We start from the raw sequence: 21,575 nt of genomic DNA on the forward strand, positions 1-21,575 counted from the left end.
TCCTCTGCACCGATTCCTCCAACGCACTGAAATCAACCCTTTGTCACTCTGGAAATATAAAAATCGAGGCTAAATGATGAAACTTAGATTTGGTGAGGAGATTAGCGATCGCAAATGTGGACAAAACTCCAAACAAAGCTCTTGAGGTAAAACCCTTGCCCAGAAAGGGTTACAGATTATTACCTTACCGAAAGTGACAAGCATAGGGTTAAGATGCCCTTGCCCTGTGGTCAAACCCATGTTTATCTGATAACAGGTTGCTTGATAATCGATTTTGCAGCAGTGACGATCGCATCTGCATCAATTTTGGCAGCGTGCAACAGTTCTTCAGGCTGACCCGAACTCGGCATATCTCGCACAGCTAACTGAATAACTTGCAGCTTAGGACCATTGTAGAAAGAGGGCGTTTCTATTCCCACAAAGGCTTGAGACACTGCGGCACTTAATCCACCTTCAACCCAATGATCTTCAACCACAATTAATTTACCGTCTGTGTCTTGCGCTGCTTGATACAGGGTTTCGGTGTCGATCGGTTTGACCGAGTAAAGATCGATCACTCGTGCAGTAATACTTTCGGTTTTGAGTCGGTCATAGGCTTTGAGGGCTTCATGCAGCGTGACACCAGCACCTACGATCGTAATTTGATCTTGGTCAGAACTTCGCACAACTTTGCTCCCTCCAATCGGGAACGACTCATCTGCACTGTAGATCACAGGCGTGTTCATCCGCGTTGTTCGTAGATAAACAATCCCTTCGCGATCATACATCTGCTCCATGAGTTTCGCAGTTTGATTACCATCACACGGATACAGTACAGTACTGTTCCAAACTGCTCTGAATGAAGCCAGATCTTCGAGCGCCATTTGTGACGGACCATCTTCGCCGATCGAGATTCCGGCATGAGACCCGACCAACTTAATGTCGGCGCGAGAAATGGCAGCCATGCGAACAAAATCATACGCACGGCTTAGAAATGCTGCAAATGTTGACGCAAAGGGTTTATAGTTTCGCACTTGTAATCCGACTGCACTGGCTACCATTTGCTGTTCTGCAATGAACATTTCAAAGTAGCGATCAGGATAGACTTTTGCAAAATCCTCTGCATAAGTTGAGTTACTGACTTCTGCATCGAGTGCAACCACATCTGGATGAGCCGCGCCGAGCGCTCGCAGTGCTTCACCATACGCTTTGCGCGTCGAAATGGATTTGCCTTCTTCGTAGCTAGGCAGTTGCAACGGTTGAGCCAGGCCAAGCAAAGCAGGTTGCGCTTGAATATCAGGTTTTTTCACCCTAATCGTGATGTTATGATTTCCTCCCAATTCCTCAATTGCCCGTTCTGCTTGGTCACGTTTCATGGCTTTACCGTGCCAGCCGTTCATGTTCTCAATCTCTTCGGAGCCTTTGCCTTTGATGGTTTGGGCGACAATCACTGTCGGACGATCACTAATCGTTACCGCTTCTCCAAAGGCGCGATCAATAGCATTGAGATCGTGCCCATCAATCGCGATCGCGTGCCAACCAAAACCGCGTGCTCGTTCCACATAAGCATATGTGTTCCAACCTAGTTCGGTTTGTCCGCGTTGTCCCAGTCGATTGACATCAATCATGCCGATCAGATTGTTCAAGTTATAGTATGCAGCAGTGTGAAATGCTTCCCAAACTGATCCTTCTGCGGTTTCACTGTCCCCCATTAATACCCAAACTTTGTAGGGTAGCTTATCTAAATACTTTCCAGCTAAAGCCATCCCAACGCCTTGTCCAATTCCTTGCCCCAGCGATCCGGTTGCTACATCAACCCACGGCAAAATCGGAACCGGATGTCCCTGCAAACGGCTCCCGAATTTTCGCAACGATAGTAATTCCTCATCAGAAATGATACCAGCTGCCTTGTACATTGCATAAAGTAATGGTGCAGCATGTCCCTTTGATAAAACAAAGCGATCATTTTGCGGTTGTTTTGGGTTCTCAAAATCGTAGTGAAGATATTTGTCCATCAAAACGGCTGCTAAATCAGCCGCCGACATCGATGAAGTGGAATGCCCGGAACCAGCTTCTAAAGTGGCGCGAATGCTATCAATACGAAGCTGCTGTGCCAGATTATGCCATTGCTCAAGGTGTGTTTGGGTTGCCATATCAGTGTCCTTAAGATGTAGAAGTACAAGACGGTGAACCGTGGGTGTTCAGGCTATATGAGCTAACCCTATAGTGCAGGAATAACGAGTTCGTCTTACTGAGGATAGATTTGGGAAATCACCAAAGTATTAAGAATGAAACTTGGCGATTATGACTAATTTACCAATGTAAATATTCACACTCAGTAAACTAAAAAGTTTTTCTAAAAAGGAAATTATCAACAATTTTGTATTGTGTAATACTTTTTCTCTTAATTCATCTCACCAGCAGACAGATTATATATCAGGAATACTTATAAAAATAGGGAACCTAAGTTTAAAAACGCGGGATTGATGCAAGGACTGCTTTGTATCTTGCGCTACGCGTCTCGATACAATTCTTTTTTTTAAACCCACATTTCGCAAGTTAGTTTGAAACCCTTAGTATTTCCTATAAAACAACTGTGGCAAGCTTTTAAGGTATTGAGTCTATATTATGCGACACCCGCCAGTAATTATTATTCATTAAATTTTAAATATTTTTAACTGTCTTAACTGTCTTAACTGTCTTAACTGTCCGATGAAAATGTTTTAACTGCTATTGCATTTTCTGTATAAAGCTGAGATTATCTATACTAGAATTACAGAAAAATAGTAGATTAAGTATAAATATAAGTTTTAGTTTTAATTAACACTAATTTCCATTTCTAAATAGCGGAACCTATGAAGGATATAGAAACTAATGCAGTTAAATAATAGCCAACTTTTAGCAAATTCAAGTAATAAAAATTTTATATATAGAGAAACAGAAGTTGCTATCTGGTCAAGCTTAACTGTAGATGATTGTGTAGTCATAGAGAGACAAACTCAAAAGCTAAAACATGAGCTAGTTGCCTATGTAGTTCCATCCGGTTTATTTGCGCCAGAACAATTGTTGTTTCACCTGCAAACAATTCTGCCTAGCGAATTGATACCCACAGCGTTTGTACCAGTTTCCACCATTCCTCTAAGAGTTACAGGACAGTTAGACAAAGTTGTTCTAGCTAATTTAGAAGTTATTGAGTCTAACTTAATGCGTCCCATAGAGGAGCAATTAGAGTCATTGTCAGAAATTGAGCGCGTTGCAGTGGTTGTTGAACCGTTTATTAGAAGTGTTCCTCCTGTCCATTTGGAGGATTTGCTAGACGAAACTCAAGGGATACCTTTAACTGCTACAGGAGAGGTAGACGAATTGGCTCTGATGAACATTCCTATTATTGATGAAAGTTTAATTGAGCAAGTAGAAAAGCAACTTAATTCTCATCACAAAATTGAACAGGCAGTGGTAGTGGTACAGGAGTTGAGAAAGAAGATTCTCCCACTCCATTTGTCAGATTTGATCCCAGGTTGGCAAGACAAAAGTGCGATCGCCAAAGGCGGGGCTTTGCCCATCGCTAACATTACTCCAATTCCCAGAAACTCCCCAACCGATACACAACAACGGTTCTTAGAGGCAAAGCCACTTGCCATCAGCCACGGCGATATTCTCCGTAGCGATGGGCAAAGCCCCGCCGGAGGCGATCGCAATGCACCTATTACCTTGCCCGAAGTTTTACAAAAAGCCGCGCAACAAGTTGCAAGTGGAGAAATTATTTACCTGTTACCTGATGGAACAGAACTACGCCAATCTTATGCTGAGTTACTTGAAGTTGCAGAGCGAATTCTTAGTGGTTTGAGAAAGTTGGGACTCAAGCCAAAAAACAAAGTCATATTGCAGATAGAACTTAGCTGTGACATTATTCCAGCTTTTTGGGGCTGCCTATTGGGAGGCTTTGTACCCGTCATTATGGAAGTACCACCGACTTATAGAGAATCAAACAAGGTGGTGGATAAGCTTTGTCATATTTGGCAGTTCTTAGATAGTCCAGTCATTTTAACTACGGAAGCTCTCAAACAAGAAGTAGAATTACTATCGCAATGGCTACCAACAGAACGCCTCAAGATAGTCACAATTGAAGTATTAAAATCCAATCCTGTCAGCAAACAATATCACCATAGTCAACCGGATGAAGTAGCTCTTTTCAACCTCACTTCTGGCAGTACAGGAATACCAAAATGTGTTCAATTGACTCATAAAAATCTCATTGCTCGCGCCAGAGGAGCTAACCAACTCAATCAACACGAGCGAGAAGATATAGTTTTAAATTGGCTGCCGTTCGATCACATTGGCAGCATTTCCGACTGGCATATCCGTGGTGTTATATTGTGTTGTACTCTGATTTATGCACAAAAAGAATATATCTTGGGTCGCATCCTCAACTGGTTGGATTTGATTCATAAATACCGGATTACTCATAGTTGGGCCCCTAACTTTGCATACTCCATAGTTAATGACTCCCTCAAACAAGAACCAGAACAGACTTGGAACTTATCGTGCGTGAAATTCCTACTTACAGCTGGTGAAGCAGTATCTAGTAAAGCTGTGGAGGATTTTCGAGAGAATTTAGTTGTTTATGGACTAAAAGCAACAGCAATTAGACCAGCTTTTGGGATGGCAGAGATGGGTTCGGGGATTACATATTATCAGCCCATTAAGGAAGCACCTTTGTTGTTTCACAGGGTAGAAAAATCTATATTCCAAGGTACTATTCAACGAGTAGACATATACCATCCAAATTACAATACTTTTACCGATTTAGGCTCAGTCATTCCAGGAATTACCATTCGCATAGTAGACGAGCAAAACTCTATATTAAGAGAAGACACCATAGGGCATTTGCAAGTCAAAGGTGATGCAGTTTCTCCCGGATATTACAACAATCACGATGCCAATAGTCAATCCTTTTTAAAAGATGGCTGGTTTGATACTGGAGATTTAGGATTTATTGCTAACAGACAATTAGTGGTTAGTGGTCGCGCTAAGGAAACAATCATCATCAATGGAGCTAACTACTACAGTCATGAAATTGAAGCAATAGTTGAAGAAATTACAGAAATTGAAGTTTCTTACACCGCCGCTTGTGCAGTCTGTAATGTTGATGGCGTAACAGAGAAACTAGCCATCTTCTTCAGCTCGCCGATTATAGAAGAACCAAAACTGTTAGAGCTACTGAAGGAAATTCGGCAGACAGTGGTAAATAAAATCGGCTTCAATCCTGATTATTTAATTTTATTACCTAAAGAAGATATTCCCAAAACCGTGATTGGTAAAATCCAGCGATCGCAACTTCGCGATCGCTTCCATGCAGGTGAGTTTAACTCAATTCTTAAACAATTCGATATTTTACTAAATAATACCAACACTATTCCTGATTGGTTCTATCAAAAAATCTGGCGACCTAAGCAAGCCAACCTTTTGAAGACTTTATCCCAAAATAGTCTGACTATAGTATTCCTTGACGAGTTAGGATTGGGGACATTTATTTGTCAGCAACTGGAACAGCAAAACGTGCCATATCTGTGTGTCTCACCTGGTTATGATTTTGCTAAAAAAAGTCACAATCACTTCTGTTTAACTCCTGGTAACGCAGACCATTATCAGCTATTGGTTGAGGCTATAAAGGCAGATAACCTGACTATCGGTCAGATTCTCCATCTGTGGAATTATCAGGAGTATAGCGGGGAAATCAAAAGCATAGAAGCTCTTGAAAAAGCCCAAGAACAGGGAATTTACAGTTTATTGTTTCTTGTCCAATGCCTAGCAAAAACTCAGATTTTTCAAGATATACAGTTATTGTTTGTTTCTAGCTACACCCAGTCTACACAAACAACAGACAAGATAGCTTATGAAAAATCTCCAGTTTTGGGAGTAATTAAAGCTATTCCCCAGGAAATACCTTGGTTAAATTGTCGTCACATCGATTTGACACCAAATTCGATACAGGTGGATGGAAACTATCTTCTACAAGAACTCCAGGTTTTATCAAAAGATCAAGAGGTTATTTACCGGGATGGACAGCGTTTTGTTGCAGGTTTGGAAAAAGTTAATCTGCAAGACAAACCCAAGCAAGAACTTCCCTTTAAATCAGGGGGAATGTATCTGATAAGTGGTGGGCTTGGGGGTGTTGCAGTTGAAATTGCTAAATATCTAATTAAGTTTTTTAATGCCAAATTATTATTAGTAGGTCGGACTCCTCTATTAACCACAGATGTTGCATCCAATGATGCAACAATATCAGACAAGATTAAAGCTTATCAAGAATTAAAGCAGCTGGGAGCGGTGGTTTATGAGACGGTAGATATCTGCGACTTTCAAGCTGTTCAACAAGTAGTGGAAAAAGCCAAGGCTAACTGGGGAAGTCAGTTAGATGGGGTGATTCATCTGGCGGGAACTTACCACGAACAAATGTTAGTAGATGAAACACCACAGAGTTTAGCTGCAATTTTACGTCCTAAAGTGTTAGGTGCTTGGGTGTTGCATCAGGTATTGAACAAGCAAGGGCAGGGGATTTTCATTAGCTTTTCGTCTTTGGCGAGTTTTTTTGGTGGAGCCACCATTGCTGCTTATGCTGCTGCTAACAACTTTTTGGAAAGCTTTAATCAATACCAGCGTTCTGTTGGTGAGTTGCACAGCTATTGCTTTGCTTGGACAATTTGGCGTGACACAGGGATCAACAAAGGTTATCAGAGGCAAGAAATCACCCACGCTCAAGGCTTTTATGAGATGAGCCTCCAACAAGGATTATATTCTTTGTTAACTGGTTTATATCATGACCAAGCACAGCTGATAGTCGGTTTAGATGGCAGCAATCCCAAAATTCGGCGTTTTACCTCTGAGTTTCCAGGGTTACAGAAATTAACTGCCTATTTCACTACGAAGAACAGTTCTACCGTGCCGGAGTTATCAGATTTTACAGTGTGCGATCGCTTCACAACAACCGTTAACTGTGACTTCGTGCAACTATCACAAATGCCCCTTACCGCTAATGGTGAAATCAATCGAGATTTACTGGCTAGGGGGATGACTCGTAGAGCGATCGCTCCCCGAAACGAAATGGAAAGGCAAATCGCTCAAAGCTGGGAAGAAGTTTTGAAAATACCCCAAATCGGCATTCACGACAACTTCTTCCAACTGGGAGGAAATTCTTTGTTAGCCTTCCAAGTCATTTCTCGGTTGCGCGAGGCTTTTTCTATTGAATTGTCGCCCAATCGTTTTTTTGCATCCCCCACCGTAGCTGGTTTGGGAGAAAGCCTTGAGGCGCTACAAACTGTTGTCACCAAGTGGAATGTAGCTATGGATGATGCAGAAAAAGAATATGAGGGAGGGGTATTATAAATGACAATAATAGAATTTGTATCTTATTTAAATAGTTTAGGCATAAAAATTTGGCTGGAAGGCGGCCAGTTAAACTATCGCGCTCCCAAGGGAGTGATGAACCCAGACCTCAAAAACCAACTGCTAGGGCGCAAATCAGAAATTCTGGCTTTTCTAGAAGAAGCTAAGAGTGCGACAGACTCCTCCTTTGAGCCAATACCATCTATAGAATGCTCTGAAGAGTTGCCTTTATCCTTTGCTCAACAGAGGATGTGGTTTCTCTACCAATTAGAGAGCCAAAGCCCATTTTATAACGAGGGTTTCCAGCTGCGCGTTCAAGGTGTACTCAACGTAGAAGTTATTGGGCAAAGTATCAACGAAATCATTCGCCGCCACGAGATTTTACGGACAACATTTCCAGCAGTAGATGGAAAACCCTTGCAGGTAATTTCTCCTAACTTGGTGTTGGCAATACCAGCTCTCGATTTGCAAGGCTTAGAAGAATCAGAAGTACAACAAATTGTCACAAAGGAAGCTCGGCAACCTTTTGATTTGAATAATGGCCCTTTGTCGCGGGTCACTTTACTGCGGCTAGGGTCAGAGTCCCATCTGCTGGTGTTGATTATGCACCATATCATCACGGATGGCTGGTCAATGGGGATATTCATCCAAGAGTTATCCAGCCTCTACCGAGCTTTTACTCTTAATTCCCCTTTGCTCCTGGCTGAGTTGCCTATTCAGTATGCTGATTTTGCAGTTTGGCAGCGACAATGGTTAACCGAAGAAGTTCAAAAACAGCAACTCAATTACTGGAAGCAACAGTTAGCTGGCGCACCACCCTTATTAGAACTACCCACAGACAAACCACGCCCCGCCGTTCAGACTTTCTGTGGTGCTACCCAAAAATTTCAAATTGACCGGAATTTGAGCGAGCAAATCAAAATCTTCAGCCAACAGTCAGGAGCTACCTTATTCCATACCCTACTGGCGGCTTTCGTCGTTTTAATGTTTCGCTACAGTAGTCAAGATGATATCTGCATTGGTAGCCCCATTGCCAATCGCAACCGCAGAGAAATAGAACCATTGATTGGTTTTTTTGTCAATACATTGGTACTGCGTCACCAAATCGAGGGAAATCCGAGTTTTAGTGAGTTTCTCTCTCAAGTGCGACAAGTTGCGACATCCGCTTACACTCACCAAGATGTCCCCTTTGAACAAGTGGTAGAAGCGTTGCAACCAGAACGTTCTCTCAGCTACAATCCCCTATTCCAAGTGGTGTTTGTCTTAGAGAATTTCTTGTTGGATACATTAGAATTACCTGATGTGACCATGACTCCTCAATTTATAGAACGTGGAACATCTCAATTTGATTTGACCTTGGCAGTTTGGGACACAAAAGAGGGACTGATCGGTTGGTGGGAATATAACAGCGATCTATTTGAACCAGATACCATTGCGAGGATGACAAGTCATTTCCAGACTTTGTTAGCAGCGATTATTGCTAATCCAAATCAACCCATTGGTGAATTACCACTGTTGAACCAGCAAGAGCGGCATCAGTTGCTAGTGGAATGGAATGATACTTATACGCCTTATCCTGAGAGCAAATGCATCCATGAGTTGTTTGAGGAGCAGGTAGAAAAAACACCTTATGCGATCGCAGTAGTCTATGAGGATGAGTCACTTACATACCGACAGTTGAACCTCCGCGCAAATCAGTTAGCGCATTATCTGCAAACTTTAGGTGTAGGTGCAGAGATATTAGTGGGAATTTGCGTCGAGCGATCGCCCTTAATGCTAGTAGGATTGCTGGGTATTCTCAAAGCTGGCGGGGCTTATGTACCCCTTGACCCGGCATATCCCCAAGAGCGTTTGGCCTTCATGCTAGAAGATGCTCAGGTATCGGTGCTGTTGACTCAGGAAAATTTGGTTCCAACACTACCGCCACATAAAGCGCAGGTGGTTTGTCTGGATAGCAACAGGGCAAACTTCAGCACCAGCAAAGAGAATTTATCTCACACAGCGACAACTGACAATCTAGCTTATGTGATTTACACCTCCGGCTCCACCGGCAGACCGAAAGGAGTTCAAATTGAACATCGAGGATTGTTAAATCTCGTCTTTTGGCATCAACAAGCTTTTGCGGTGTCGTCCCTTGACCGAGTAACACAAGTTGCTGGAGTAGCATTTGACGCTTGTGGTTGGGAAATCTGGCCTTATCTGACGGCGGGAGCTAGCATTCACTTTCCCGATGATGAAACCCGGCTTTACCCTGAGCAACTGCGAGACTGGATGTTATCAAAGGCAATCACCATTAGCTTCTTACCAACGCCAATGGTCGAGAAAATGCTGTCATTAAATTGGCCACCGAATGCTGCTTTGCGAACTTTGCTCACAGGTGGGGATCAACTTCATCAGTATCCTTCAGATTCTCATCCCTTTGAGGTGGTGAATAATTACGGGCCAACAGAGAATACTGTAGTTACAACCTCTGGGACTGTTCCGAAAAGACAACAAGCCTGTTTATCACCTGCGATCGGGCGGGCGATCGCAAATACCCAAGTTTATGTACTGGATTCCCGATTACAACCCGTACCCATTGGTGTAACTGGAGAATTGTACATCAGTGGTGAAAGCTTGGCACGGGGCTATCTCCATCGTCCCGACCTGACAGTAGAACGCTTCATTCGTAACCCTTTCGCACCTGAAGGACGACTTTATCGGACAGGCGATTTAGTTCGCTACCAAGCCGATGGCAATATAGAATTCTTGGGTCGGATTGATAACCAAGTTAAGATTCGCGGCTTCCGCATTGAACTTTCCGAGATTGAGGCTATTTTGACTCAACACCCCCAGGTACGCGATGCTGTGGCGATCGCAAGAGTTGATATACCTGGGGTGAAGAGTTTGGCAGCATATATCATCCCAGAATCAACACAGCCAACCAGTAATGAGCTACGCCAGTTTCTCAAGTCAAAGCTCCCCAGTTACATGGTTCCTGCATCCTTCACAGTTCTAGAAGTTTTGCCGATTACCCCCAACGGCAAGGTAGACCGTCGGGCATTACCAGTACCGGAGTTCGAGTTTGATGAATCTACTGGCTTTGTCTCCCCGCACACCCATACTCAAGAAGTCTTGGCAAAGATTTGGCGGGATGTTTTAGTCCTAAAAAAAGTCGGTATCCACGACAATTTCTTTGAATTGGGCGGAGATTCCATTATTAGTATGCAAATTATCGCTAAAGCTAATCAATCTGGACTAAAGCTTACTCCCAAACAATTATTTCAACACCAAACAATTGCTGAATTAGCTGCTGTTGCTGGTACAATTAATTCTGTTAAATCAGAACAAGGTTTAGTTACAGGGCTTGTCCCTCTAACACCAATTTCGTACTGGTTCTTTGAGCAAAATCTGCCGGAACCTCATCACTTTAACCAATCCTTCCTGCTAGAAGTTCCCGCAAATTTGCAACCGGAATTATTAGAGCAGGCACTACAAAAGTTACTGCGCCATCACGATGCTTTACGCCTGCGGTTTGTGCAGCAGGATGGGCAATGGCAGCAGTACAACAGCGATGCCAGCAATGAAGTATCGTTGGGTATTGCAGATTTATCACATCTGCCCCCAGCAGAACAGTTAAAAGCGATCGCAGCCAGAGCAGACGCAGCACAAAGAACGCTGAACTTAGCAGATGGGCCGCTGATGCGGGTCGTTCTGTTTAACTTAGGCAGTTCCCCTGGACGTTTACTCATCGTCATCCATCACTTGGCTGTCGATGGCATCTCGTGGCGGATTTTGCTAGAAGACTTATCTGAAGCATACAAACAATTAGAAGTTGGCAAAAGTATCCAACTACCTACAAAAACAACTTCCTTTAAGGATTGGGCAATGCGATTGCAGGATTATGCCCGCAGTCAAGAACTGCATCCACAGCTAAATTATTGGCTGGACTCAATGCGGTTCCCAATTGCTCCTTTACCGTTGGATTATGCTGCTGTTGTCCAAGATAACACTGTCGCTTCTAGTCAGATTGTATCTGTATACCTGAGTATAGAACAGACTCGCGCCCTGTTGCAGGATGTCCCTGGAGCTTACAACACCCAAATTAATGATGTGCTGCTGACAGCGTTAGTGCAGACATTCACTCATTGGACGGGTTCTCACTCCCTACTGATTGACTTAGAAGGTCACGGACGAGAGGACTTGTTTGAAGATGTGGACTTGTCCCGCACGGTAGGCTGGTTTACTAGTATATTCCCCGTTCTCTTAAAACTTGAGGATCGCAACGATCCCGGAGAGGTTCTCAAGTCGGTAAAAGAGCAACTGCGCCGGATTCCCAACCGGGGTATTGATTATGGTATCTTGCGCTATCTTAGCCCGGATGAGAGCGATCGCGATAAATTACAAGCGTTCCCCCAAGCTGAGGTGAGCTTTAACTACTTTGGTCAATTCGATCAAACACAGTTAGCAACCCTGGGATGGAAATATGCCCAAGAGTCTAGCGGTTCCATTCACAGCCCCAAAGGACAGCGCCGCCATTTGTTAACTGTAAATGGATTAGTTGTTGAAGGGAGGCTGAAATTAGAGTGGCAATATAGTGAGCATTTTCATTCTTGGGCCACTGTAGAAAATCTGGCTAATGAATATATAGAAGCTTTAGAAACTATTATTACCCACTGCTTATCCCCAGAAGCAGGTGGCTATACTCCCTCTGATTTCCCGGAAGTTGAGTTTAGCCAAGAAGCTTTGGACGAACTGCTAGCAGAAATTAATTAAATAAAGTCGTCCACATTTAGAAACACAGTTTTTATTTTAACAAGGTTTTCTACTAACAAACGAAATTTTAGGAGGTTATCTCTAACCAAGCTACCAATAACTTGCCAGAAAAAAATATCATGATGATTACTTAGAAAAAACTATGCTGGAATTTCAAATTGAATTTAAACCCCGTATCCCTCCTTCAAAAAATTTAGTTATAGGTACTTTGGGGCCTACTGCTACTAGTAGCGACTACGCTGCCAAGCATATAACCAACCATCTGCTCTCAGAAGAATTTAGTGTATCAACTCAGTTGTTTGATAGTTTTATAGATGTTAAAGAAGCTTTGCTGCAAGACAAGGTGGATCTGGCTTTAGTTCCTCATGCTTACGACCGAATTAATGAGTTTTATATGGAGCAAAGTATCGATCTAGGCTTTATTTTTATATTTCCTACTCCAGTTTATGGATTGGCTAAGAAAAAAAATACAGAGGTAGTTTTCAACGGCTCTAGAATTGTTACCCATCCTGCTCCTCTTCCTCTATTAACACAACTCTTGCCAGATTATCAAGATCAAACACAAATACAAGTAGATTTGTCTCCTTCTACCAGTGATTCAGCAATTCAGGTAATGGAGGGTTTAGCCGACTTCGCTATTACTAATGAGAATGCTGTTAAAGCCTACGATTTAGAATTTATTTCCATCTATGGAAACATCGAGATGAGTTGGTCAATTTTCCACAAAAAAAAGGCAGAGAACCATGTCTAAATATTTTCCTCAGCCAAAAACCATAAAAATTAATTTTGATGTAGAGTTAATAGCATTTCAATGTCAAGACACAGTTGTTCAATTAGCTTCTATTCCACCAGGGGCTACTTTTGAATTACATCGACATCCCGAAAGCCAAATTGGAATGCAAATTGCAGGACGTTTGGAATTTAACCTCAACGGGACTAAAGAAATTCTCAAGCCATTTGAGCAAGTTTATGTAGCTGGCTCCAATGTTCTTCATGGTTCCATAAACCCTTTTCAGGAAACAGCGCTAGCATTTGATGTGAAACGCATCACTAATTCTGAAGAAGCTGAGGAAGCTATTTTAAAAGTCTCACCCACTCAATATGGATTTACAGGTTTCGATTGTCAATCTGTAATTGGATCATGGTTTGATATTTTCATTACCAAAATTCCTCCAAAAGGGATAATACCAGTTCGCCAATCTGCTAGTGAAACAATGGGAATAGTCCTGAATGGTAAATTGGCGATCGCAGTGGCAGAGCAACAGCAACAGCTAGAATTTGGTAGTGTTTATTATGCTCCTGCTGATATTCTTTATGGAGGATATAATTCTTCTAATGAGACAGTATGTTTGATTGAAATTTTGATTAAAGATTGCTCTGTTTTATCTGCTAAAGATACTCTGTATGATACTGCACTCACTGCTTCCTAAAGGAATATTCATCATGGATTTAGGATTAACTAAAAAAGTAGCTTTAGTGACAGGAGCAAGTGCTGGCATAGGTTATAGCGTTGCTCAAAAGCTAGCATCAGAAGGTTGTCAGTTAATAATTTGTGGAAGAGATTCCGAGCGATTAGAACAAGCTTATCAAAAATTGGTTGGGTTGCAATCAAAAATTATTCCTATTTGTGCTGATGTTCAGAATGCAAGTGATTCTCAAAAATTAGTTCAAGAATCTCTCACTCAATTTGGAAAAATTGATATATTGGTCAATAATTCAGAAGGGGCTACATTTTCTAATGAATCAGTAGAAAATCTATCTGATGAAGATTGGTTAACTGTCTTTGAAGGTAAGTTAATGGGCTATATTCGTATGACGAGTTTAGTGCTACCGACGATGAAAAATCAGCAATGGGGGCGCGTTATAAATATTGTTGGGACATCAGGAAAAGAACCTTCTAGTCGTCTGGTTAAATCGGGTGTGGCGAATGCTTCATTAATCAACTTTACTAAAACTGTTGCGACGCAAGTTGCTAAGTGGAATGTTTTAGTTACCTGTGTAAATCCTGGTTTGATTGATACTCCAAGGCATCGAGAATATTTAGAAGTATTCGCTCAAGAGGAAGGCCGGACAGTTGATTCAATCATCGAAGGAACGAATAAGATGATTCCTCTTGGTCGTCGTGGTTTATCTAGTGAAGTTGCTAATTTGGTTGCTTTTTTAGCGTCAGAATGTGCTAGTTATATTACGGGTGTTACTATTCCAGTAGATGGCGGATTGTCAACTTCTGCTTTTTAACAATTACTTTTTTAAATGAACCGCAGAGGCGCAGAGAACACAGAGATAAGAGAAGAAGAGAGATAAATTACATAATTAATATCATCTATAAAAAAATGGTAGTTGCACAAAAACAAAGTAATAGTAAAGATATTGAAGCTATTTATCCTCTTTCGCCTACGCAGCAGGGGATACTATTTCATACTCTCTATGAGCCGGAATCGACAATATATTTTGAACAGTTTCAATTAACTTTGCATGGCAATTTAGATCCAGGTATATTTGAACGAGCTTGGCAACTTTTGGTAGAGCGACATTCAGCTTTGCGAACTCTTTTTGTTTGGAAGAATCGCAAACAATCAGTTCAGGTGGTGCGTAAAGCAGTGAATTTGCCTTGGTCTAATTTAGACTGGCGGATATTTACTCGGCAGGAGCAAGAAATAAGTCTCAATTCTTTCTTAGATTTAGATAGAAAACAATGGTTTGAACTTGATAAAGCTCCCTTAATGCGCTTTGCCTTAATTCGAGTAGCTGATGAAACTTATGAGTTTGTTTGGAGCTTTCATCATTTATTAGTTGATGGTTGGAGTTGGCCGATTATTGTTAAAGAATTGTTTGCTTTATATGAGTCAATTCAAAATGGTCAACAGTTATATATAGCCCCTAGTCGCCCTTACCGGGATTATATTAACTGGTTGCAGCAGCAAGATTTGACTAGTGCAAAGGCATTTTGGCAAAAAAATCTTGAGGGTTTTACTGTACCTACGCCTTTGATAGTTGAGCGATCGCTAGGGCAGAGTTCTCACCAACAACAAAATATTGAAGTGCGATCGCAACATCTATCAGCCAAGACGACAACTACCTTAAAATCTTTTGCCCAACAACATCATCTGACACTTGCGACCTTAGTACAAGCTGCTTGGGGGTTGTTACTAAGTCGCTACAGTGGCGAGTCTGACGTGGTTTTTGGCACTACTGTATCTGGTCGTCCTCCTAGTTTATCTGGTGTGGAGTCGATGGTGGGTTTGTTCATTAATACTCTACCAGCACGGGTAAAAATCACTGATACAACGGATTTGTTAACCTGGTTGCGGTTGTTGCAACAAGAATACATAGAACGGGAGCAGTATTCATACACTCCACTGGTAGATATTCAAGGCGTAAGTGAAGTTCCTCGCACTCAACTTTTGTTTGAAAGCCTTGTTGTATTTGAAAACTATCCTGTAAATGTAACGTTGCAGCAACTTCCTGGAAACTTGAGCATCGGGGAGCTACAAGACAGGGGACAAACCAATTATCCTCTCACATTGCTGGCAATTCCTGGCGAGGAAATGACTGTAAAAATTTACTATGATCGCGATCGCTTTGATCCAGAGATTATCGATCGCATGGCTGGTCATTTCCTCACTCTGTTGGAGGGAATTACCGTCAATCCTCATCGCACCCCAGGCGAGTTACCGCTACTAACTCCAGCAGAGCAAAATTTGCTTTTAGTCGAGTGGAATGCTACCTCAGCAGCGCATCCTATCAATCGTTGCATCCATCAGTTATTTGAGGAGCAAGTCAAAAAAACACCCCAAGCTTTGGCGGTGGTATATGACAACCAACAATTGACTTATGAAGAGTTAAACCAGCAAGCCAATAAAATTGCCCGCTACTTACAACGCTTGGGTGTGAAACCAGATGTCCCAGTGGGTATTTGTGTAGAGCGATCGCTAGCAGCTGCGATCGCCATTTTAGGAACTCTCAAGGCTGGGGGAGTTTGTGTTCCCCTCGATCCTACCTATCCGCCAGAACGTTTAGCCTTCATGCTTAACGATTCTCAAGCACCAGTCATCTTAACTCAAACACATTTGCAGTCATTATTTAATGGCAACTTGGCTCATCGTCTAATTGTGTTAGATGAAGATGGGGAAGAAATCGCCAAAGAATCTGAGAGTAATCTGCAAGTTGAAGTAGCAGCTGATAATCTAGCCTACATTATATATACCTCTGGCTCTACCGGCACTCCTAAAGGTACGATTGTTCCCCATCGCTCCCTCACCAATTTAATAGAACACCATCAGGCAAAAATGGTCACAGGTATTGGTGTGCTTCAGTTTGCTTCCCTCAGTTTTGATGTCAGCTATCACGAAATATCCGTGGCGTGGGGCTTCGGAGGGACGCTGTATATCATTCCTGAATGCGATCGCAAAGATTTAGATAAATTAATCCACTTGCTTGCTAACAACCCTGTTGGGAAAGTTTTTCTGCCAGTTAGCCTTTGGCAGCAATTAGCGGAAATCTACGGAGAGCAAGTACATTTATTTAACAATATTCAGGAAGCGATCGCTTGTGGCGAACAACTCCAAATTACTCAGCCGATGATTAAGCTGTTTAAGCGTCTGGAAAATTGTACACTCTACAATTTCTATGGCCCCACGGAAGCAGACTTAGTTACAGCTTATACTTTTAGCCAAAAGCCAGATGAATGGCCGATTTATCCTCCCATTGGTAAAGCTGCTGTCAACGTGCAAGTTTATCTGTTAGACGGCAATTTCCAACCCGTGCCGATTGGCGTTCCTGGGGAACTCTACGTGAGTGGTGATGGTTTGGCTCGTGGCTACCTCAACCGTGCAGATTTGACCAATCAAAAATTTCTCCCAAATCCTTTTAGTAACGATGCTAACTCGCGCCTTTATAAAACTGGTGACTTAGCTCGATACTTACCAGATGGCAATATCGAGTTTCTGGGACGGATAGACGATTTGGTAAAAGTCCGGGGCTTTCGCGTTGAACTGGGAGAAGTTGAAGCCGTTCTAAGCAAACATCCTCAAATTAACCAAGCAGTAGCGAAAGTGCATGGAGAAAGTGCCAGGGAAAAATATTTAGTTGCTTACTTTGTCCCAATTCCGGGAGAGTCAGTAACAGTCGAACAACTGCGGACTTTTTTGATTGAGCAACTGCCAGATTATATGATTCCATCGGCTTTTGTAGAAATGGAATCGTTCCCCTTAACACCCAATGGTAAGGTAAACCGTCGCGCTCTACCAGAACCGACAACCAACCGACCGGAATTAGGTCAAACGTTTGCCCTGCCGCGTACTCCCACCGAAGAAATTTTGGCTGGTATTTGGAGAGATGTTTTAGGGTTAGAACAAGTTGGCATTTATGATAACTTCTTTGATTTGGGGGGACATTCTTTACTAGCAACTCAGGTTATTGCTTTAACGCGCAAAGCATTTGGGATAGAGTTACCCCTTTTGAGTTTATTTGAATCTCCTGCGATCGCACCTTTAGCCCAAAAAATCGCCACAGCTAAAGCGCCAGACCATCAGGAATTATCTCTAAAACGGTTTCCCTCGCAAAACGAGCCAATACCAATTTCTTTAACACAGCTAGAGTTGTGGTTTTTTGACCAATTCTATCCAGACAGTTCCATCTATAATCTGCCTTTGGTTTATCACATCACAGGTGCGCTTAATGAAAAAGCATTATCAGAGAGTTTAAGAGAAATTGTCCGGCGACATGAGACATTGCGATCGACTTTTCAGGTTAAAAATGGACAAGTCGTTTATGCTGTTGTCAACGAGCCTGTCTTTGACTTTTCCGTAATTGATCTCCGACACCTCCCCGCAACTGAACGCGAAACTCAAGCCACACAACAGGTTGAAAAGGAAATTAAGCATCCTTTCGATTTGGCACGAGGCCCTTTATTGCGAAGCAAGCTTTGGCGTTTGGATGAACATGAGTATTTGTTCGTTGCCGTCACCCACCATATTGTTGCTGATGGTTGGTCTTTTAGTGTCCTAACTCAAGAACTGGCAACCCTTTACAAAGCCTTCTGTGAGAGTAAGCCGTCTCCTCTGACTGAGTTACCGATCAAATATACCGACTTTGCTCAATGGCAGAGGCAGTGGTTACAAGGAGAAGTTTTAGAATCTCAGCTTCAGTTTTGGCAAAAGCACTTAGGTATTACTCCACCGATATTGCAGCTACCAACTGATTATCCGCGCCCACCAGTGCGAACCTTTAAAAGTGCAGGCCAACCGGTAGTTCTCTCAAAGAAATTAACCGATACACTCAAGGCGCTGAGTCAACAGGAAGGCGTAACCTTATTTATGACCTTGTTGGCAGCATTCCAGACATTACTCTTTTCTTATACAAGACAAGAAGAGATCATTGTCAGCAGCGCCCTTGCAAATCGCACCAGAGTAGAAACTGAAGGACTGATTGGTTTCTTTGTCAATTTACTGCCATTTTGTACCAACTTAGCAGGAAATCCCAGCTTTCGGGAACTACTTGGCCGAGTGCGTGAGGTCGCTTTGGGTGTCTACGCTCATCAAGAAATGCCCCTGATAAAGCTAATAGAAGAACTCCAACCAGTCAGAGATCCCAGTTACACATTACTAAATCAAGTAATGTTTGTCTTTCAAAATACTCCAGAGGATAATTTAGAATTTGCAAATCTCACTTTGAAGGAGCAGTTTATTGCTAGAGATACAAAAGATACCGCAGAGTTTGATTTAGAGTTAACGCTGGAAGAAACATCAACAGGTATTGAAGGTTTGCTCGTATACAGAATCGATTTATTTGAACCTGCCACTATTACCCAGATGGTCGAGAATTTTCAGACCTTGCTGGAAAAAATAACGACCAATTATAACCAACGTCTGGCTGAACTTATCTTAATATCTGAACCACCAAGTTTGCCCACTCAAACTGTTGCGCTCCCAATATCAAAGGAATTTGTTACTCCACAAAATCCTATCGAAGAAGTTGTGTTAACTATCTGGAAAGAGATTTTAGGACTAGAGCAGATTAGCACTCAAGATAACTTTTTTGAACTAGGAGGACATTCTTCTCAAACTCTTGAAGTTATATGCAAACTACAGTCAGCTTTGCAAGTAGAAGTGCCGTTGCTCTACCTGTTTAAGAAACCTACTGTAGTTCAGCTAGCAGAAGCTATCCAATATCAATTAAACAATTAATAGGTTGGATATTTATTTTTTCAATTGTTATTGTTAACGTAGAGGCGAACAACATGGAAATTACAAAGAATAATCAAATAATTGAGAATGCCAGACCTAATATTAGTGAAGTTACTCAAATAACTAACGAAGAACTTCGTATATTGCATGAAATTCCTACATTTAGACCGATTATTCAAACATTCGTTGTCATCAGTACATATTTAATCCTTGCAGCTATTGGTTTCTGGTTGAATAACTGGACAGTGTGGTTATTAGTCTGGTTTGTTCAAGGATTTTTGTTTGTCTGTTTTTTTGCGGCAATACATTATTGCTCTCACTATAGTTTGTATAAGTCAAAAAATACTAATCGATTCGTGGGGACTTTCTTATCATTAGTATTATTGATGAACTTTTCATTTCACAAATATATTCATATTGGACATCATCGAGAAGCCAAAATCAAAGGTAACATCGTAGGAGATACCTCAGCATGGCAAACATTTCCTAATATTAAGACCTATCTTCTGGCCTTGACATATTTTTATCCTCTCGCAGTATGCAAGAATTGGTGGGTTGTTACCAAAGATTTATACTTAGACTCTTTAAAAACACGTATACAAGAGGAATCATCCTTACAAACTAGCTTTTATTTAAGCTATTTTAAAACACCAGAACAACGCATATTTGTATTACAAAATAATTGGCTCCTATTGGGTTGGGTTCTATTAATGGGAGGATTGACAGTAATTTTTCCTAGAACTTTGTTCTTTGGTTACTGGATACCATTAATATCTTTTGCTTCTCCATTCGGTTTTATTTTCAGCATTACAGATCACTATGGCTGTGAATCTGACTTAAATCACAACCTATGGAATGATACACGAACAATGATTTCTAACCCAATCGTTAGGTTTTATTACTGGAATAATAATTACCATGTAGAGCATCATCTCTACCCAAGTATGCCACCGTGTAACTACTCCAAGATACATAAGTTAATTCAACATCACCTTCAGCATTTTGAAAAATCATACTTGATGTTTCATCTAAAAATACTGCGGGGCTTGATTTCGGCAAAAAGTCATTAATGAACCGCTCTAATCAAAACACATTTATAATGCAATATCGTAGATTTGGGCGTACAGAATTGCCAATGCCAGTATTTTCCTGCGGTGGAATGCGCTATGTCTATACTGAATATGAGGAACTGACTCAAGAAAAAATTCCCGATGAAAATCAACAGAATCTAGAAGCCACTGTTCGCCGTTCTTTAGAAGTTGGCATCAATCACATCGAAACGGCTCGAATGTATGGAACTTCTGAGATGCAATTAGGAGCGATTTTGCCTAAGTTACCTAGAGAAAAACTTATTGTGCAGACTAAGGTTGCTCCGATATCTGACTCTGAAGACTTCCGCAGGTTGTGTGAGAAATCTTTAACTTTATTAAAGCTAGATTACATTGACTTATTAACACTGCATGGCATTAATAATTACCAACATCTGGAAGATAGCATTCGTCCCAATGGCTGTCTAGATGTAGCGCGGCAATTGCAAACTGAGGGTAAAGTAAAGTTTATTGGCTTTTCTACCCACGCTGCGACAGACTTAATTATTAAAACCATTCAAACCAATCAATTTGACTATGTAAATTTACATTGGTACTACATTAATCAATTCAATTGGCCCGCCATCGAAGCCGCCAAACATCATGATATGGGTGTATTTATCATTAGCCCATCAGATAAAGGTGGTATGCTCTATAAGCCTCCACAAAAGTTATTAGATTTGTGCCATCCTCTCAGTCCGATGGTGTTTAACGATCTGTTTTGTTTGAGCCATCCTGAAGTACATACCCTGAGCTTGGGCGCATCTAAACCATCAGATTTTGACGAACACTTGAAAGTTATAGAACTTTTAGAACGAGCGGATGAGATTTTATTACCAATTTTAAATCGGTTGGAGAAAGAAGCGATCGCTACACTCGGAAAAGACTGGTATTCTAGCTGGTACACTGGTTTACCCGCCTATAAAGAAACCCCTGGCGAGATTAATATTCCAGTCATTTTGTGGTTGCGAAATTTAGCGATCGCTTTTGATATGTTTGAATATGCCACAAGGCGTTACAACCACTTAAATACTGCCGATCCTTGGTTCCCTGGTGTGACAGCAGAAAAAGTTAGACAATTTGATCTTAGTGATTGTCTGCGTCATAGTCCCCATGCTGACAAAATACCAGCTTTATTAGAAGATGCCCATAGGTTGCTATCTCAACCTAGTCAATAATA

The 21,575-nt window shown here is 41.7% G+C and carries 9 protein-coding genes; 8 read left to right on the plus strand and 1 reads right to left on the minus strand.

Features of this window, described 5'->3' with window-relative positions; translation table 11 throughout:
- Positions 1-242 precede the first annotated feature (242 nt).
- Positions 243-2,132, minus strand: a complete 1,890-nt coding sequence (locus V7K42_RS27535) for a transketolase (RefSeq protein ID WP_334920708.1) — start codon at positions 2,130-2,132, stop codon at positions 243-245.
- Positions 2,133-2,853: 721 nt separating this feature from the next.
- On the opposite strand from V7K42_RS27535, the gene V7K42_RS27540 reads away from it, so the two are divergent.
- The 8 genes from V7K42_RS27540 (at position 2,854) to V7K42_RS27575 (ending at position 21,573) form a co-directional block, all read left to right on the plus strand.
- Complete coding sequence (locus V7K42_RS27540; protein WP_334920710.1) at positions 2,854-7,365, plus strand: SDR family NAD(P)-dependent oxidoreductase; 4,512 nt, start codon at positions 2,854-2,856, stop codon at positions 7,363-7,365.
- Complete coding sequence (locus tag V7K42_RS27545) at positions 7,366-12,120, plus strand: amino acid adenylation domain-containing protein (protein WP_334920712.1); 4,755 nt, start codon at positions 7,366-7,368, stop codon at positions 12,118-12,120.
- Positions 12,121-12,262: 142 nt separating this feature from the next.
- A complete protein-coding gene (locus V7K42_RS27550; RefSeq protein ID WP_334920714.1) occupies positions 12,263-12,871 on the plus strand; it encodes a LysR family transcriptional regulator in 609 nt (202 codons plus the stop codon).
- Positions 12,864-13,550: a cupin domain-containing protein gene (locus tag V7K42_RS27555; protein ID WP_334920716.1), complete on the plus strand. Its 687-nt coding sequence runs from the start codon at positions 12,864-12,866 to the stop codon at positions 13,548-13,550. The genes V7K42_RS27550 and V7K42_RS27555 overlap by 8 nt, the downstream gene beginning before the upstream one ends.
- Positions 13,551-13,563: 13 nt before the next feature.
- Positions 13,564-14,358, plus strand: a complete 795-nt coding sequence (locus V7K42_RS27560; RefSeq protein WP_334920718.1) for an SDR family oxidoreductase — start codon at positions 13,564-13,566, stop codon at positions 14,356-14,358.
- A 95-nt stretch (positions 14,359-14,453) separates the two neighbouring features.
- Positions 14,454-19,307, plus strand: coding sequence for an amino acid adenylation domain-containing protein (locus V7K42_RS27565; RefSeq protein WP_334920720.1), 4,854 nt, complete (start codon positions 14,454-14,456; stop codon positions 19,305-19,307).
- Between the two features lie 53 nt (positions 19,308-19,360).
- The gene (locus V7K42_RS27570) at positions 19,361-20,377 is read left to right on the plus strand and encodes a fatty acid desaturase family protein (protein WP_334920722.1); all 1,017 of its coding nucleotides are present in this window, start codon (positions 19,361-19,363) and stop codon (positions 20,375-20,377) included.
- Positions 20,378-20,406: 29 nt separating this feature from the next.
- Complete coding sequence (locus V7K42_RS27575; RefSeq protein ID WP_334920724.1) at positions 20,407-21,573, plus strand: aldo/keto reductase; 1,167 nt, start codon at positions 20,407-20,409, stop codon at positions 21,571-21,573.
- Positions 21,574-21,575 lie beyond the last annotated feature (2 nt).

Source organism: Nostoc sp., assembly GCF_036917455.1.
Lineage (GTDB): Bacteria > Cyanobacteriota > Cyanobacteriia > Cyanobacteriales > Nostocaceae > Nostoc.

Bases quoted from the DNA above. Each gene is read 5' to 3' on its own strand.
- V7K42_RS27565 (WP_334920720.1), top strand. From the start codon at position 14,454: ATGGTAGTTGCACAAAAACAAAGTAATAGTAAAGATATTGAAGCTATT.
- V7K42_RS27540 (WP_334920710.1), top strand. From the start codon at position 2,854: ATGCAGTTAAATAATAGCCAACTTTTAGCAAATTCAAGTAATAAAAAT.
- V7K42_RS27550 (WP_334920714.1), top strand. From the start codon at position 12,263: ATGCTGGAATTTCAAATTGAATTTAAACCCCGTATCCCTCCTTCAAAA.
- V7K42_RS27570 (WP_334920722.1), top strand. From the start codon at position 19,361: ATGGAAATTACAAAGAATAATCAAATAATTGAGAATGCCAGACCTAAT.
- V7K42_RS27545 (WP_334920712.1), top strand. From the start codon at position 7,366: ATGACAATAATAGAATTTGTATCTTATTTAAATAGTTTAGGCATAAAA.
- V7K42_RS27560 (WP_334920718.1), top strand. From the start codon at position 13,564: ATGGATTTAGGATTAACTAAAAAAGTAGCTTTAGTGACAGGAGCAAGT.
- V7K42_RS27555 (WP_334920716.1), top strand. From the start codon at position 12,864: ATGTCTAAATATTTTCCTCAGCCAAAAACCATAAAAATTAATTTTGAT.
- V7K42_RS27535 (WP_334920708.1), bottom strand. From the start codon at position 2,132: ATGGCAACCCAAACACACCTTGAGCAATGGCATAATCTGGCACAGCAG.
- V7K42_RS27575 (WP_334920724.1), top strand. From the start codon at position 20,407: ATGCAATATCGTAGATTTGGGCGTACAGAATTGCCAATGCCAGTATTT.